Raw genomic sequence first — 15,749 nt, 5'->3', positions numbered from 1 at the left:
CTGACCCCTTCCGATCAAGAAAGCCTGAATCTGCTGTGAAAATCATTGCTGCCGACGTTTTTGTGACCAGTCCCTCCCGGAATTTCGTGACGCTCCGGATCACTACCGAGGATGGTGTGACCGGTATTGGTGATGCCACGTTGAACGGGCGTGAGCTGGCTGTTGCCGCGTATTTGAAGGAGCATGTGGCGCAGTTGCTGATCGGGAAGGATCCGCACCGGATCGAGGACACCTGGCAGTTTCTGTACCGGTCCTCGTACTGGCGCCGGGGCCCGGTGACGATGGCCGCGATCGCTGCAGTGGATATGGCGTTGTGGGACATCAAGGGCAAGCTGGCGGGCATGCCGGTGTACCAGTTGCTGGGTGGGGCGTCCCGGAACGGGTTGCGCGCGTACGGGCATGCCTCGGGCGCTGATTTGCCGTCGCTGTTTGATTCTGTTCGTGAGCACCTGGAGCTCGGGTACAAGTCGATCCGGATCCAGACCGCCGTCCCGGGTATTAAGGCCGTGTATGGTGTGGCCGCGCAGGCGCAGGCCTCGGGGGAGCGGTACGACTACGAACCGGCCGGGCGGGGGGCGTTCCCGGTGGAGGAGGACTGGGACACCCGCGCCTACCTGCGGCACCTGCCGAGCGTGTTTGAGGCGGTCCGGAACGAGTTCGGCCCGGAGATCCCTTTGCTGCATGACGGGCACCACCGGATGACGCCGATCCAGGCCGCGAAGCTGGGCAAGGCCCTGGAGCCGTATGACTTGTTCTGGCTGGAGGACTGCACGCCGGCTGAGAATCAGGAAGGGCTGCGGCTGGTCCGCCAGCACACCACCACCCCGCTGGCGATCGGGGAAATTTTTAACACGGTGTGGGACTACCAGACCATCATCAAGGAACAGCTGATCGACTACGTCCGTGCCGCCTCCACCCACTTCGGCGGGATTTCCCCGTTGAAGAAGGTCATGGACTTTGCCGCGCAGTACCAGATCAAGTCCGGTTTCCACGGCCCCACGGACATTTCCCCGGTGGGCTTCGCCGCGCAGCTGCACGTGGGCTTGGCGATCCATAACTACGGCATCCAGGAATACATGCAGCACTCGGACAAGACCAACGAGGTCTTCGAACAATCCATGAGCTTTGTGGACGGCTACCTGCACCCGGGCGACAAGCCGGGCATCGGCGTCGAATTCAACGAAGAAGCCGCAGCCGCCTACCCCTACCAGCAGGCTTACCTGCCCTACAACCGCCTCATCGACGGAACGGTCCACGACTGGTGAGGCTGTAGCGCAGCGGTTGTTACCGGGTGGAGTCACGAACTGGCACCGGACTACCGCCTGGTGCCAGCATGGTTGGATGCTTGAGGCAACCAAATCCCAGAACACCCCCACAGAAGCGCCCCTGAACCCGGCCCTGGCCGCAGAAAGCAGGATCGCCCGCGTCGCGGTGACGGTGTTTCCGCTGCTGGTGGTTGTTGCAGGCATCGTTGGTTTCCTGGCGCCCGGGGTCTTCAAGCCGATGGCGCCCAGCGTTCCCTACCTGCTGGGCATCATTATGTTCTGCATGGGCCTCACGCTGACCCCGCCGGACTTTGCGGCCGTCGCCAAGCGCCCCTGGGCTGTTGCGTTGGGAATCGTGGCGCACTACGTGATCATGCCCGGCGCCGGTTGGCTGATCGCCCTCGCCCTGAACCTGGAACCCGAGCTGGCCGTGGGCCTGATCCTGGTGGGCTGCGCGCCGTCCGGCACCGCCTCCAACGTGATGGCCTTCCTGGCCAAGGGCGATGTGGCCCTGTCCGTCGCAGTCGCCTCTGTTTCGACGCTCATCGCCCCGATCGTTACACCCCTGCTGGTCCTGTTCCTCGCCGGTTCCTACCTGCAGATCGACGCGGCAGGCATGGTCATGGATATCGCCAAGACAGTCCTCCTGCCGGTGGTGGCCGGCCTCCTCGCCCGGCTGTTCCTCAAGAAGCTCGTGGCCAAGGTGCTGCCGGCACTGCCCTGGGCCTCCGCCGTCGTGATTTCCCTGATCGTGGCCATTGTGGTGGCCGGCAGCGCGAGCAAGATCATCGGGGCCGGCGCCATCGTGTTCCTGGCCGTGGTGCTGCACAACGGCTTCGGACTGGGACTGGGCTACCTCGCCGGCAAGATCGGCCGCCTGGACAGTAGGGCCCGCCGCGCCCTTGCCTTCGAAGTCGGTATGCAGAACTCGGGCCTCGCAGCCACCCTGGCCACCACCCACTTCAGTCCACTCGCTGCGCTGCCGTCGGCCGTGTTCTCCCTGTGGCACAACATCTCCGGCGCGATCGTGGCCGCCTGGCTGGCCCGCCGCCCGCTGGGTGACGCGAAGGGCTGACCAAAGCCAGTGCTCCCGAAGCTGTTTCATTCAGTGAAACCGGCAACGCGGAGCTGACTCCCTGTGCGCGAAAGTTGAATAGTGACGCGGTCCACACTGGTGGCCCGGCGCATGAACGAAACGGCGCGGTAAGACATGGAGTCAACGATGACGGCAGGGCGGGTTCTGAAGGGCGTTGAGTTCGCCCACCCCGAGGGCTCAGCGCCGCTGCTGCTTGACCTCTACCTTCCGGCAAACCAGGAGCAGGCCGGTGCCTTGCCGGCAATTGTCCACTTCCACGGCGGCGGATGGCGGGTGGGTGGCCGCTCCTCCCTTGGCCCTCAAGTGGACATGCTGGGCCTGAGCCCCATCGAACGTCTGGTGGACGCCGGGTTTGTGGTGGCGTCCGCCGATTACCGCCTGAGTTCCGTGGCCCACTTTCCGGCCCAGCTGCTGGACGCCAAGTCCGCGGTCCGCTGGGTCCGTGCCAATGCCGCCTCCTACAAGGTGGACCCGGACAGGATTTACGCGTGGGGTGATTCTGCCGGCGGGCACCTTGCCAGCCTGGTGGGGCTGACCGCCGGGTCAGCGGAATACGCAAGTGCTGATGCCGGCATCAGCGACGCCGTTGCCGCCGTCGCTGCCTGGTACCCGCCCACCGACCTTCTCCACATGGGTGAACAACGCCTCCCGGATGCCGTCGCCAGCGCCGACGATCCAGGCTCGCGCGAGGCCCTCCTCCTGGGGGCCCAGCCGGCCAAAGCGCCGGACAAAGCAGCCGCCGCAAGCCCCCTCACCTACGCGGGCAACCACGCCCCGCCGTTCTTCCTGGCGCACGGCACGGCGGACCGCTTCGTCCCGCCGGCCCAGTCCGCCACCCTGGCCGCGGCGCTGGAAGCCGCGGGCGCCGACGTCGAACTTTTGCTGATTGAAGGCGCCGACCACATGTGGCAACTGCCGGGGCAGGACCCTGCCGCCGCGGCAAGGGCCGCCGACGCCACCCTTGATTTTTTCCGCCGTCAGGCATCCAAACCCTGACCTGATTCATCCCGGGCACCCAGCCCCGGGCAAGACCTGAAAGGCCCTTCCATGCAGTTTGTTGGCATCACTCACCAAGGCGAATCCTGGGCCGCGGCCCTCGTGGAGTCGCGCCTCGTCCCGCTCGCGCCCGTCACCGAATTCTGGGCGGACCCCTCGGGCTGGCAGGACAAGGCAGCCACCCTGGCGGCCGACGCCGGCACCTCGGTTGAGCGCGGCAGCGTCACCGAAGTGCCGCTCGTCCCCGCCTCCGCCCGCGTGATCTGCGTGGGGCTGAACTACAAGGCCCACGCCGCCGAAGGCAGCTACAAGGACCAGGACCTGCCGCCCTATCCCACGCTGTTCGGGCGCTGGACCGCGTCGCTTTCCGTGGGCAACGTCCCCGTTCCGGTACCGGCCGGGGAGGACGGGCTGGACTGGGAAGGCGAAGTGGCCGCCTACATCGGCCGCCGCGTCGAGTCTGCGGATGAGGCCGAGGCTGCGGAATCCGTCTTCGGCTATTCCACCTTCAACGACCTCACCGCCCGTCGCGCCCAGAAGCTCACCACGCAGTGGACGCTGGGCAAAAACGGTGACTTCACCGGCCCGCTCGGACCCCTGGTCAGCCGGGACGAGGCAGGTGACCTCCGGGACGGCCTGCAGGTCCGCACCCGCGTCAACGGCACCGAAGTGCAGAACGGCAACACCCGGGACATGATCTTCTCCGTTCCGGCCATCATCTCGCTGATCAGCCGGACCCTGACCCTCCACCCGGGCGACGTCATCGCCACCGGCACGCCCGAAGGGGTGGGCTACGCCCGGACCCCGCAGTGGCTGCTGCAGCCCGGCGACACGGTCGAGGTGGAGATCGACAAGCTCGGCACGCTGACCACCCCGGTGGGCGAAGTCTCGCTGCGGAGCCGTGCCTGATGGTTACCCACCGTTTCGCCTCCCCGGAGCACATCCCTGCGGAGGTGCAGATCCTGATCTCGGGCGGCGGTCCCAGCGGCCTGTTCCTGGCCCTGGACCTCGCCTCCCGCGGCATCCCCAGCCTGGTGATCGAGCCGCGCGACGCCGTCGACCACGCCCGGCCGCGCGCCAAAACCACCAACGCCCGCACCATGACGCACCTGCGCAGGCTTGGCCTCGCGGACGCGCTGCGCGCCGCTTCCCCGCTTCCCGTGGGTTACTCCCAGGACGTGAGCTTCTGTACCGGACTCACCGGTCCCGGCGCACACGAGCTGCGCCGGTTCCGGGACGCCTTCCAGCTGGTGCCCGGCCGCTACGGCCCCCAGCCGGAGTGCGGCCAGCAGGTCCCGCAGCCCGTCCTGGAAGAAGTGCTGCGTGCCGCCGTTGCCGACTCACCGCTGGTCACAATGATGACCGGGTGGAGCGTGGAAACGGTGGAGGCTTCCGATGCCGGCTACGCCGCCGTGGTCTCCGATGCTTCCGGTGCCAGGCGCACCGTCACTGCCGAGTATGTCATCGGTGCCGACGGCGCCACCTCCGCCGTGCGCCGGAGCCTGGGGATCCGGCTCGAAGGCGGTTCCGCGGCCCTGTCCAACATCAGCATCCTGTTCCGGTCCGAAGGGCTGGCCTCAGCAGTGAACCTGGACCCGGCCGTTCAGTACTGGGTGGTCGGCGCGGACACCTCGGGCATGGTGGGGCCCATGGACCTGGACGGTACCTGGTGGGCCATCATCCAGGGCGTCAACCCGGAGGAGGCAGTGGATACCGCCAAGGCCGGCGGGATGGTCCGCTCCCTGGTGGGCGCCGACGTCGACATCGAGGTCCTGGCCACCGATCCTTGGACGGCACGCATGCTGCTGGCTCCGGAGTACCGCCGCGGGGGAGTGTTCCTGATGGGCGACGCCGCCCACCTCAATCCGCCCTGGGGCGGGCACGGCTTCAACACCTGCGTGGGCGATGCCGCCAACCTGGCCTGGAAGTTGGCAGCGGTGGTCACAGGCTGGGCGGACGCAAACCTGCTCGACAGTTACGAGGCGGAACGCCGCCCCGTCGCGGCCCGCACCATCAACGACGCCGCCAGCAACGGCAAAGCGCTCGCCTACCACTTCGCCGATCCGGCGCTCCTGGCCGACGGCCCTGCCGGCGCCACAGCCCGGGAAGCGGCGCACGAAGCCCTGGCCGTGAAGCAGAGCGAGTTCGACTCCCTGGGCCTGGTCCTCGGTTACGCCTACGGGGACTCGCCGGGGGTGGTCCCGGACGGGTCTCCGGCCCCGGTGGAAGACCCCATCGTGTACGTACCCTCAGCCAGCCCGGGAGCCCTGCTGCCGCACGCCTGGCTTGACGAATCCGCCTCCGTGTACAACCTGCTGGGCCGGGACTTCACCCTGCTCGTGGACGCCGAGGCGCTTGCCGGCAGGCCGGCCCAGGATGTCTTTGCCGCCGTTGTGGACGCTGGGAAACGCAAGGGCATCCCGGTGGCGATTGCCGCCGTCGGGCCTTTCGACGACGGGACCCCACCCTCCGAACTATGGGGAGCCCACGCCGTGCTGGTCCGCCCGGACCAGCACGTGGCCTGGCGCGGGAGCTCGGCGGAGGCGGCAGCGGCGGCCCTGTCGGTGGCGGCAGGCCGGCACCCGGCAGAAGACCTGGACCAGAACCAGCACACCGAACAGGAAGGGGAAGCCCGTGTCCGCGTCATCGTTCCGTGATTACCTCTTTGCCCCCGACCACCCGCGCGTGGCCGAGATCCGCGGCCTGGACGCGCGCGAGTACGCCGAAGCGGCCACCAGGGATTCGTTCGCCGGGCCCATGATTGAGGGCTGGAAGAAGCTGTATCCGCAGCCGTTCAAAGGCATCACGAACAACGGCGTCCTCCGCCCAGGGCTGTTTCCGCTCGCCCCCGCGCGGGCAGGGGAGGAGGCGCCCACCCCGGAGATGGCGGCTGCGGCCCGTAAGCTGTTGGACGCACTGACCCCGGGGCAGGCGTCCAGGCTGGGCTACGCCGTGGACGCGCCCGAATGGCAGAGCTGGGCGAACCCCGAGTTTATGCAGCACGACACCGGACTCCGCCTCGACGAGCTGGACGCGCCGCTGCGCGACGCCGTATTCGCCGTGGTGGAAGCATCCCTGAGCCCGGCCGGGTTTGAGCTGGTCCGGAACCTCATGCGGATCAACGGCTTCCTCGGTGAACTGGTGGAGCTGCCGCTGCTGATGAACGAGTTCAGCTACAACTTCGCGCTGTACGGGGAACCGTCCGAGACGGAGCCGTGGGGGTGGCAGCTGTTCGGCCACCACGCTGCGCTGAACTGCCTGGTGGTTGGAACGCAGCTGGTGATCTCACCGGTGTTTATGGGCGCCGAACCGGATGTCATCGATGCCGGGCCGTACCAGGGCGTGGTGGTGTTCAAGGAGCGCATCGCCCTGGCACGCGGGTTGATGGCGGCGCTTCCGGCTGAACTGCGGGCAGAGGCCACCGTGTATGAATCCATGGTTGATCCCGCGATGCCCGAGGGCCGGCTCCACCCCGGCGACGAGCGGCACCTGGGCGGCTGCTTCCAGGACAACCGGGTGATCCCGTACGAGGGCATCATGGTGCCCGACATGCCAGCCGAAGCCCGGACCATCCTCGACGCGGTGGTGGAGGACTTCATCGCGTACTTGCCGGACGGGCCCCGGGCTGCCCGGCGCCGGGAGATCCAGGAGCGGTACAGCGAGACCTTCTTCAGCTGGATCGGCGGCTGGGAAGGGGAAGAAGCCTTCTACTTCCGGCTGCAGAGTCCGGTGGTGGTCCTGGAACTCGACCACCACACCGGAGTGTTCCTCAGCAACGACGCGCCCGCCCCGTTCCACATGCACACCGTGGTCCGGACCCCCAACGGCAACGACTACGGCCGCGCACTGCTCAAGCAGGCGCTCGCCGGCAGCTAAGCTCGACGCTGGCGACTGGACGCTACAAAGCAGATGGCCCGGACTTCCTTTCGGAAGTCCGGGCCATTGGTTTTCCTGGAGGGCTAGGAGATGTCCAGGGCCACGCGGCGCTGCGGCGGCGGGCCCACCACGGTGAGGTCCATCTCGGCCTGGGCGCGGCCGAAGCCTTCCATGTCCATGTAGGGCTCGCCGCCCTCGGTGTACATGTGGTCCTCGGTGGGCTTGTTGAAGTACTCAAAGAAGCCGTTGAAGACCGACGGCGTGAGGAAGCCCAGCATCTGGGTGTTGTGCGAGTCCAGGGCGAAGGAGTGGATGGTGCCGGCGGGGGCGTGGACGAAGTCGCCCTTGGTCAGGAGCATCTCCCGGCCGTTGGCGTAGAGCCACATGCGGCCCTCGGTGACCAGGAAGTTCTCCGTGTGCTGCTCGTGGAAGTGCAGCGGGATGTACGGGGTCTTGGCGCCCTTGGTGTGCACCGCGAAGTAGTTCGAGCCGGTGTTGGCGGGCCGGGACAGGTAGGTGAACATGGTCTGGTAGCTGACCAGGCGCTCACCCTCGTGGGCACTGAGGAAGTAGGGGCTCAGCGTGGGCGGCAGGCCGGCGTCGTGCTTGAAGGAGGGCTCCACCCGCTCAACGTCAGGGAAGGTGATGCCTAACTCGGCGCCAATCTCAGCCTGTTCCTGGAGGCTGGCCGTGCGGCCGGCGCGGACGGGCGGGATATGGGAGTCGATGGGAGTGCCGACGCGCTCGTAGTAGGCCTCGGCGCCGCCCGGCGTCATCCAGTTCAGGAAGCGCGTGTAGTGGCTTGCCATGCGGTAGGCGTGGGGTGTGTTGGGCGGGATCACCACGGAGTCGCCGGGGGTGAGGATACGGCTTTCACCAGGGAGCCAGACGTGCAGGATGCCGTCGAAGACGTAGAGGGTCTTGTGTTCCACCGTGTGGCTGACGAACGGCGATTCGGCACCCATGCCGCCAGAGATGTAGGCGGCGCTGAAGATGCCGCCCGTGTCCGCCGCGCGGGCGATGACCGTGACCAGCTGGCCGTTGATCTCGTAGCGTGCGCCTTCGCCCGACGCCATGTAGTAGGGGACAGCTTCGCCGGGCAGGGTGTTGGCCACCGGCAGCTGCTGGTTCATTTCCTCCACGCTGAGGGACATGGTTCCTTCTTTCCAGTCGTCCGGCTGCGCCGGGATGTGACCTCCATCATTGCCTCTGCTTGCGTTGGGCAGGAGCCGGAATTCCAATGGATGAAAGGCCAGTGTGCTGCTGCTTTGGAAGCTGCGATGCTGGCACTTGTCCCTACGCCACCAGGAGTTTTGCCGGCATGAGCCTTCCTCCCACTGTCACCATCGCTGAAGGAAGCATCGGCGGTGCTGCTGCCATCGTCGAAGGGCGGGAGGTCAGCCGTTTCCTCGGGATTCCCTATGCCGGTTCTCCGGCGGGTCCGCGCCGTTTCCTGCCGCCGGTCCCTGCTGTTGGCTGGGCCGGTGTCCTTGATGCCACGGTGCCCGGGCCTGCGGCGCCGCAGAACCCGGAGATGCCGGCTCCTCCCGGGCGCAAGCCCCGCACGTGGAGCGAGAGTGATTGCCTGAACCTTAACGTCTGGACCCCTGACGCGGGCGGTTCGGGCCTGCCGGTGATGGTGTGGGTGCACGGCGGGGCGTATGTGTCGGGCTCGGGCAGTGACGCAATGTACGACGGCGGCAATCTCGCGGCTGCCACGGGCACCGTTGTGGTGACCATTAACTACCGGCTGGGTGCGCTGGGCTTCCTGCACCTGGCTGAGCTGCTGGGTGCCGGATATGCCGACTCTTCGAACGTTGCCCTGCTGGATGTGCTGGAGGCACTGCGGTGGGTCAAACGGAACATCGCGGCGTTCGGGGGTGCCCCGGACAACGTGACCCTTTTTGGTGAGTCGGCGGGTGCTGCGGCGGTGGGGACGCTGCTGGGAATGCCCGCTTCGCAGGGGCTGTTTCGGCGGGCGATCATACAAAGCGGAACCGCCGAAAGGTACCGGACTGGCGAAGATTCTTCCCGGATCAGCAGTGAGTTCCTGTCACTGTGCGGGCTGGATGCTGCGCAGGACCTGTTGACGCTTCCCGTGGAGCGGCTGCTCGAAGCCCAGGAGAAGCTGGTGCAGCGCTTTGGCGCGCAAACGTTCGCCGTCCCGCTGCCGTTCCAGCCGACCGTGGGGACGCCGTCGCTGCCGGTGCCGCCGCTGGAAGCGGTGCGGAGCGGGCTGAATTCCGAGGTTGACCTGCTGGTCGGGACAAACCTGAACGAGGGGTCCTTTGCCGTGGAAATGCGGCCGAAGAACCCGTCGGAGCCCTCCCATGCTGAACGCGCCGCGGCGGTGCTGGCCGATTCTGGCGCTCCCGGGCTCGAGGCGGAGTATGCCCGGGCGCTCGCTTCGGTTCTAGGCGCCGAGCCCAGCGGAAAGCAGTTGCTGGAAGCCGCCATTTCCGACGTCGTGTACCGGCAGCCCAGCAACCGGCTGCTGGATGCCCGGCAAGGCTCGGCCGGGAACAACTTCGCCTATCTCTTCACGTGGCGGAGCCCGGCCATGGGCGGGAAGCTCGGCGCCTGCCACGCCCTGGACATCCCATTCGTGTTCCGGCAGTTGGCGTCCCCGGAGGCGGAGTTCCTTACCCGCGGCCTGGCGCCGCAGGGCCTGAGCGACATGATGAGCACGGCGTGGGCGAGCTTTGCCCGGAGCGGCCGGCCTGATGCTCCGCGCATGCCGGACTGGCCGGACTACGGGCGCGCACGCAGGACGATGATCCTGGACGAGAAGCAACGCGGGGAAGAGGATCCGCGCGGGGAATTGCGGGAGGTGCTTGAGCGCCAAGTATCGGGATTGCCGGCGTCGAAGCATCGCGCCTAACAGCAGAAGGGAGGCCACCTAATCCAGAGCAGAAAAGGGGGCTTACCTTCACCCCCGCACCGCTACACTGAACCAACCACTCCCAGCATGAAATTGGCGGGCTCACATGAATAATAAGCTGCACCTTACCCCGGCAGACGCGTTCCCGGAGGACCTGGAAAATGTCCCGGACCAGCAACTGCAGGTGCTGGATAGCCAGGTCCAACGCCAGCTTGACCACGAAGTAGTGGTTGACGGCGAACCGAACCCTGAAACGGAGTTCCGCCACTACGAACTGGACGAGGAATTCGCCGACCGCGACAAGCGCTGAGTCCGCAAACCCTACTTCTTCGTCAGCCTGTACCGCTCAATCTGCTTGAGCCGCCGCAGGAGGCTGTCGCGCCGGGGGTGCGGGACGGCGTCGGGCGCTTCCGCGGTGAGGTCGATGTGTTTGGTGCCGTACTGCCACAGCAGCAGGTCATCGAGCAGCCGGTCCGGGCCGGGGGAGTAGCGGTGGTCCAGGGCTTTCCGCACCTCCGTGATGCGGTTGGCGCTGAGCAGCCCTGCCAGCTGCATGGTCTGGTTGAGGCCATGCGCGGCGAGTAGCTCCGCGGCCCAGCCCCAATCGTCGTCCACTTTACGGTCCACGTGCGGGAGCAGGGTGCGCCACACGTCCCGGATCCGGTTGGGCGTCAGCGGCGCCGCGCCCTCGCCCTCGGTGTCCCAGAAACTGCGCACTTCCTCATACCGCTCATGCAGGTCGGCAAAAGCGGTTTCCACCGTTTCCAGCATCGCGGCAGTCGCGGTGAACTGCCGGTCGAAGTGCGGGGTCCAGGCACGCGGGTCCTCGGCTTTGAACCGGATATCGTGCTCGATCTCGCTCCACGCGTGCGCGAAAATCGTGCGGATCTGGCACTCGAAAAAGTAGCTGCCATTGGGCTGGGCATCCGGGTTGAAGACCTGCTGGTATTCCTTCACGGCCTCGTTCTGGATGGTCCGCAGGATCAGGTGCCGGCTTGAATACCCGTACGTGCCGGACTCGATGGAGCCGATGTCCTTTTCCCGGTCCCCTCGGCAGTCGAACAGCTGGCGCTGGCGCTTGATGATGTTGGCCACCGCTGCATTCTCCGCCGGCAGCTTGGTAATGACCCGGATGCCCACCATGTCATTCAAGGTTCGGAACGGGTCCGGGAATTTCAGGACCGGCGGGCCGCCCGGTTCCAGCGGCTCCTCAATCCGGGAGATCTTCTCCTTGAACGATTCCACGGTTTTGGTGCGTCCGGTGACAAACAGCGGGGTGACCTCGCTGTCCTTGAGCATGTCCCGCATCAGCAGCAGGACATCCCGCGTGACCAGTTTCAGGGCAGGCCGGACGCGTTCGTAGATCTCCACGTTCCGCTGCACGGACTCGCGCAGGTCCGCGTCCAGGTTCTCCCAGTTACTTGGCATAATCACAGCTTACGGCCGGGCACTGACAGAACGACGGCGGCGGTAACCTTCAGCGTTCCGCGGCAGCCGTGGAGCCACGCACCACCAGTGAACTCTCCAGCGTGACCTCGTTCTGCTCCAGCGGCTTCCCCTCCATCAGCAGGCGCAGCTGCTCGCCAGCCTTCAGGCCCAGGGGAGTGGCCGGCAGATGGACGCTGGTGAGGCCGGGATTGCTCGTGGCCGAATAGGGGAGGTCATCGAAGCCGGCCACCGCCAGTTCCTCCGGAATCCGCACCCCGGCCACGCGCGCCTCCTGCAGTACGCCATAGGCGTGCGTATCAGTACCGCAGACGACGGCGGTCACCCCCTCGCGCTGCCACGCCGGCCAGGCATTGGCGAATGCGGCAGCCGATGCGCCGACGTCGATAGTGGTGCTGATGATCCGGCCCGCACCCACGCTGAGGCCCCGGGCGGCGGCCTCGTCCAGGAAGGCGTCGCGCCGGAGGGCGAAGGTCTCAGTGCCGGTGACGCTGTCCACATACGCCACTTCCCGGTGCCCGGCTTCCGCCAGGTGCGCCGCCAGTTCCCGCGCTCCGCTGGCCACGTCCAGGTTGACGGACGGCGCATATCCCGCCAGCCCGGGGGCGTCCAGCAGCACCAGGGGCGACGGCGACGCAAGGTCCTCGAGGAAGCCTGCGTTGGGTGCGTCCACCAGGAGCCCGGCCGGACGAAGCGACATGAGCCGCCGGACGTCGTCGGCCTCGGGGAACTCGCCCGCGTCCGTGACGGAGAGCAGCAGCTGGTACTGGGAGCCCAGGGACTCGCGGACCCCGGCAATTACTTTGGCGAAGAACGGGTTGGAGATATCCGGCGCCACCAGGATCACAATCGAGCTCACGCCCTTGGCCAGCGAACTGCCGATGCCGTCCACCACATAGCCAAGTTCGGCGATAGCGTCGCGCACCCGGGAAATGTTGTCCTCGGAGACGCGGCCCGCCGTCTTGCCGTTGGCCACCAGCGAGACAGTGGCCGTGGAGACGCCGGCCCGGGCGGCAACCATCGCCGCGGTGATCCGCTGCGAACGCGCCGGCTGTTGCACCTGTTCCGCGGATTCCATACCTCGATGGTAGTAGCTGGACCTTGGCGGTTCAGCCCACGAAATCGAGGTCGGCCGGGCTGGCTTCCTGCTCCTTACGCGGCCGACGGCCACCGCGCTGGGCGGCTGCCCCGGCGAAGACCACCAGCAGGATCCCCACAACCTGGACGGCCGACGGCTGCTGATGCAGGATGAGCAGCCCCAGGAGGACGCCGACGGCGGGTTCAAGGGCCATCAGCGTTCCGAACGCGGTGGGCGTCATCCTGCGCAGCGCCAGCATTTCCAGGGCGAACGGGAGCACCGGCAGCAGGATGGCCAGCCCGGCCGCGGCGGCCAGGATGTCCAGGCTGAGGTGCCCGGCGGCCTGGGGAATCCCGACGACGGCGGCCGCCACTGCGGCGATGGGCACGGTGAGCGTGAGCGCGCCGATGCCGGTGAACCGGTCGCCGATCCGTTGCGTCAGCAGGATGTAGAAGCCCCAGCCGACGGCGGCCAGCGCAGCCCACGCCACACCGACCAGGTTGAAATCGCCCTGCCACGGCTGGGTGAGCAACACCACGCCCACCAGCGCCAAAGCGGGCCAGGCGAGGGCCTTGCGGTTATGGCTGCGAAGGGCAGCCACCGTCAACGGACCGAGGAATTCGATCGCGACGGCGGTGCCCAGATGGATGTGCTCCACCGCGGCGAGGAACCCTACGGTCATCACCCCCGTGGTAACCCCGAGGCCCAGCAGCGGGAGCACATCCTGACGCCGGATGGAGCGCAGCGGCGGGCGCCCGATCACCAGGAGAATGACCGCGCCCATGCTCAGGCGCAACCACGCAGTTCCGGCGGGTCCCACAGTTTCAATCATGTTCACGGACAGGGCCGAGCCCAGCTGGACCGACAGGATCGCCGTGACCGCCAGCCCCCACGGCGGGACCGGGATGCTAAATGAGTCGCTTCGCTGGGTCATCTCAGTTTCCTTCGTTGTAGTTATGGGGTGCGGCCAGGCGACGGCGGGCGATGGCAACGTCCGGGGCCAGCCCTTCCAGCCGGGCGGCGAGGTCGTCGGCCGCGGCGTTGAGCGCGTCGTCGGTCATTGGCTCAAGGGCGTCCAGAATGAACAGTGCCTTGGTGGTGCCATCGCGGAGCTGGGTGCGGCGGCCCTGGCGCCAGTTCCAGCGCCCAGCGGAACCTGGTGAAGCACCGAGACCGCGTTGTAAAGGTCGGTGAGCCGGTTCACCCGCGGCAGGCCGGAAGCTGCCCGGCGGAGAAGTGCCTCCAGGCTGTTGCGCGTCCGCTGCGGTTTGGCCCCGAAGGCCTTGTACGTCTCACGCCAGGCAGCCACATGCGGAAGTTCCTCCACCGCCCTGCCATCGAGTGCTGCGCGGGCTGCTGTTTCCGCTTCCTGCAGCAGTTCTTCGCTGGCCTGATCACTGGCGCCAGGGACCAGCCCGTCCACCGCCAGCAGGACGGCCCGGTAGTCGGGCCGCAGCGAGAAGACGGCGGAATCAACCCACGCGCCAGCCAAAAATTCCTGGAGCACCTGGGTGTCATGCATCAGGCCCCTCCTTGTGATGCGCCGATCCCACGCCCGGTTCGAAGACAGCCAGGGAGAAGTTCACCGGCTCCTGCGCGTCATTGGCGTACGAGTGTTCCACGTCGCCAGGGAAGGAGAGGGCGTCGCCGGCCTCGAGAACATAGGCCTCGCCGGCCACCACCACAGTAAGGGACCCTTGGCGGACCTGAAGCAGTTCCTTGGTGCCCGGAGCGTGGGCTTCGCTCTCATGTTGGTCACCCGCGCCCAGCGTCCAATCCCACAGCTCCACCACATCCGGTGACTCCGTTCCGGCCACCAGCACGCCGCGGCCGCCGGCGGCAGAACTCCACAGGGCAGCCCCGTCACCACTCCGGGTGACGGTCACGGGCTTGGGCCGCGGGGCATCCACCAGCGCCGGCAGTCCAATGCCCAGCGCATCGCTGATCCGAAGCAGGGTGCCCACGCTGGGATTGGCGGTGCCTTGCTCCACGTTGACCACCATGCGGCGGCTGACGCCCGCGGCGTCCGCGAGCTGGTCGAGGGTCCATCCCCGTGCTTGCCGTTCCTGGCGTACGCGGCCGCCGATGGCCACGGCAAGGGCAGATGTGCTTTTATCCATGAGTGCATCATACTGCACTTTGAGTGCACTAGTGAAATCAGATATGACGTTCTTGACGGCAGGTGCTGCAGGTCTTCCTGAACGGCGTCCGCGGTGGGACGATGCCCTTATGAGCGACACCAGCCGAGGGAACCCGCGGGACCTTGGTCCACACCAGCACGCACACGCAGCACCCACCACCCAGCAGATGAGGACCGTCGGGCAACGCCGGCGGGACGCCGAAGAGAAGCTGGAGCACCACCTCCAGGAAGCGCGCCACAAGGCCGAGCGCCACGACGCTGAGGACGAGAAGGAGGCCGGCGACTCCGGCGCCGGCGAGCCCTGATGCGGCAGCTTTGAACGGCGGGGATCTTCTAGCTGGCCCCTGAGGGCGGCGCCATCAGCACGTCGATGAGCTGGGTCAGGCCATTGGCCATGTCAACGTTTTTGTCATACAGCCACTGCAGTTGCAGCCCGTCAAAAGCCGCAATGACGAGCCGCGCCAGCATCTCCGCCGGCACGTCACTGCGCACTTCACCCGCCTCCTGCCGTCGGAGGATATCCGCACCCAGTTCCGACACCAGCAGGGCGTAACGGTCTTGGAAATAGGCGTGGGAATCGTGCCCGGGATCGTTTGCCGTGGCTGAAGCCACTGCGTAGAGGGTGGTGAGGCCCGGTTCCTTCCGGTTGCGCTCCGCCACGGGCGCGAGGAGCCGCAGTCCAGCCTCGCCCCCTGCTGCCTCCATGCCCCGCCGGTCCCGTTCCGCCAGGACGGCTGTCAGCAGTTCCTGTTTCCCGCGGAAGTAGTGGAAGAGCGTTGCTTCCTTGACTCCCACGAGCTCGGCTACGCGCTTCAAGGCCGCGCCTTCGAACCCTTCTGTGGCAAAGACATCCGTGGCCGTCCTGATGATCTGCTCCCGGCGCTCCGCTCCCTTGGCGTACTGGCCCCGCGGCTTGGATGTTGGCATCACGACAGTTTATTTCAAGCGTCTCCTATAAAAACCTAGTCTTA

General features: G+C 67.0%; 17 protein-coding genes. 9 read left to right on the top strand and 8 right to left on the bottom strand.

Annotated elements, in window-relative coordinates; translation table 11 throughout:
• Positions 1 to 35 precede the first annotated feature (35 nt).
• The 6 genes from manD (at position 36) to QF038_RS20015 (ending at position 7,233) form a co-directional block, all read left to right on the top strand.
• Entirely contained in the window at positions 36 to 1,265 is a 1,230-nt protein-coding gene (gene manD / locus QF038_RS20040) for a D-mannonate dehydratase ManD (protein ID WP_307612628.1), read from the top strand.
• Between the two features lie 76 nt (positions 1,266 to 1,341).
• On the top strand, positions 1,342 to 2,340 hold the full coding sequence (locus QF038_RS20035; RefSeq protein WP_307612625.1) for a bile acid:sodium symporter family protein: 999 nt from the start codon (positions 1,342 to 1,344) through the stop codon (positions 2,338 to 2,340).
• A gap of 147 nt (positions 2,341 to 2,487) precedes the next feature.
• A complete protein-coding gene (locus tag QF038_RS20030) occupies positions 2,488 to 3,357 on the top strand; it encodes an alpha/beta hydrolase (protein ID WP_307612624.1) in 870 nt (289 codons plus the stop codon).
• Between the two features lie 51 nt (positions 3,358 to 3,408).
• Positions 3,409 to 4,266, top strand: coding sequence for a fumarylacetoacetate hydrolase family protein (locus tag QF038_RS20025; protein WP_307612621.1), 858 nt, complete (start codon positions 3,409 to 3,411; stop codon positions 4,264 to 4,266).
• Positions 4,266 to 6,014 (top strand): FAD-dependent monooxygenase, encoded by a 1,749-nt coding sequence (locus QF038_RS20020; RefSeq protein WP_307612619.1) that lies wholly within the window; start codon positions 4,266 to 4,268, stop codon positions 6,012 to 6,014. The genes QF038_RS20025 and QF038_RS20020 overlap by 1 nt, the downstream gene beginning before the upstream one ends.
• Positions 5,992 to 7,233: a DUF3500 domain-containing protein gene (locus QF038_RS20015; RefSeq protein ID WP_307612617.1), complete on the top strand. Its 1,242-nt coding sequence runs from the start codon at positions 5,992 to 5,994 to the stop codon at positions 7,231 to 7,233. Before QF038_RS20020 ends, QF038_RS20015 begins: the two co-directional genes overlap by 23 nt.
• A gap of 83 nt (positions 7,234 to 7,316) precedes the next feature.
• Here QF038_RS20015 and QF038_RS20010 read toward each other — a convergent pair whose 3' ends face one another.
• A complete protein-coding gene (locus QF038_RS20010; protein WP_307612615.1) occupies positions 7,317 to 8,387 on the bottom strand; it encodes a quercetin 2,3-dioxygenase in 1,071 nt (356 codons plus the stop codon).
• Positions 8,388 to 8,554: 167 nt separating this feature from the next.
• Here QF038_RS20010 and QF038_RS20005 point away from each other — a divergent pair, with 167 nt between their 5' ends.
• Positions 8,555 to 10,114, top strand: coding sequence for a carboxylesterase/lipase family protein (locus tag QF038_RS20005; protein ID WP_307612613.1), 1,560 nt, complete (start codon positions 8,555 to 8,557; stop codon positions 10,112 to 10,114).
• A 106-nt stretch (positions 10,115 to 10,220) separates the two neighbouring features.
• Positions 10,221 to 10,424, top strand: a complete 204-nt coding sequence (locus tag QF038_RS20000; protein ID WP_307612611.1) for a hypothetical protein — start codon at positions 10,221 to 10,223, stop codon at positions 10,422 to 10,424.
• Positions 10,425 to 10,435: 11 nt separating this feature from the next.
• Here QF038_RS20000 and QF038_RS19995 read toward each other — a convergent pair whose 3' ends face one another.
• Genes QF038_RS19995 through QF038_RS19970 form a run of 6 tightly spaced genes read right to left on the bottom strand, consistent with a single transcriptional unit; the run spans position 10,436 to position 14,758 of the window.
• Positions 10,436 to 11,542 (bottom strand): GTP pyrophosphokinase family protein, encoded by a 1,107-nt coding sequence (locus tag QF038_RS19995; RefSeq protein WP_307612609.1) that lies wholly within the window; start codon positions 11,540 to 11,542, stop codon positions 10,436 to 10,438.
• Positions 11,543 to 11,591: 49 nt separating this feature from the next.
• Positions 11,592 to 12,638, bottom strand: a complete 1,047-nt coding sequence (locus QF038_RS19990; protein WP_307612607.1) for a LacI family DNA-binding transcriptional regulator — start codon at positions 12,636 to 12,638, stop codon at positions 11,592 to 11,594.
• Positions 12,639 to 12,669: 31 nt separating this feature from the next.
• Complete coding sequence (locus tag QF038_RS19985; protein ID WP_307612605.1) at positions 12,670 to 13,572, bottom strand: DMT family transporter; 903 nt, start codon at positions 13,570 to 13,572, stop codon at positions 12,670 to 12,672.
• A gap of 1 nt (position 13,573) precedes the next feature.
• Positions 13,574 to 13,699 (bottom strand): hypothetical protein, encoded by a 126-nt coding sequence (locus QF038_RS19980; RefSeq protein ID WP_307612603.1) that lies wholly within the window; start codon positions 13,697 to 13,699, stop codon positions 13,574 to 13,576.
• Positions 13,696 to 14,160, bottom strand: a complete 465-nt coding sequence (locus QF038_RS19975) for a B3/4 domain-containing protein (RefSeq protein WP_307612601.1) — start codon at positions 14,158 to 14,160, stop codon at positions 13,696 to 13,698. Before QF038_RS19975 ends, QF038_RS19980 begins: the two co-directional genes overlap by 4 nt.
• Complete coding sequence (locus tag QF038_RS19970; RefSeq protein WP_307612599.1) at positions 14,153 to 14,758, bottom strand: helix-turn-helix domain-containing protein; 606 nt, start codon at positions 14,756 to 14,758, stop codon at positions 14,153 to 14,155. Before QF038_RS19970 ends, QF038_RS19975 begins: the two co-directional genes overlap by 8 nt.
• A 109-nt stretch (positions 14,759 to 14,867) precedes the next feature.
• Between QF038_RS19970 and QF038_RS19965 the strand changes: the two genes are divergently transcribed.
• Positions 14,868 to 15,083, top strand: coding sequence for a hypothetical protein (locus QF038_RS19965; RefSeq protein WP_307612597.1), 216 nt, complete (start codon positions 14,868 to 14,870; stop codon positions 15,081 to 15,083).
• Positions 15,084 to 15,111: 28 nt separating this feature from the next.
• Here QF038_RS19965 and QF038_RS19960 read toward each other — a convergent pair whose 3' ends face one another.
• Positions 15,112 to 15,705 (bottom strand): TetR/AcrR family transcriptional regulator, encoded by a 594-nt coding sequence (locus QF038_RS19960; protein ID WP_307612596.1) that lies wholly within the window; start codon positions 15,703 to 15,705, stop codon positions 15,112 to 15,114.
• Positions 15,706 to 15,749: the final 44 nt, after the last annotated feature.

Origin of the sequence: Pseudarthrobacter sp. W1I19 (assembly GCF_030817835.1) — a bacterium.
Taxonomy (GTDB): domain Bacteria; phylum Actinomycetota; class Actinomycetes; order Actinomycetales; family Micrococcaceae; genus Arthrobacter.
The sequence above is the reverse complement of the archived record's forward strand: the minus strand, read 5'-3'. Positions and strand labels throughout refer to the sequence as shown.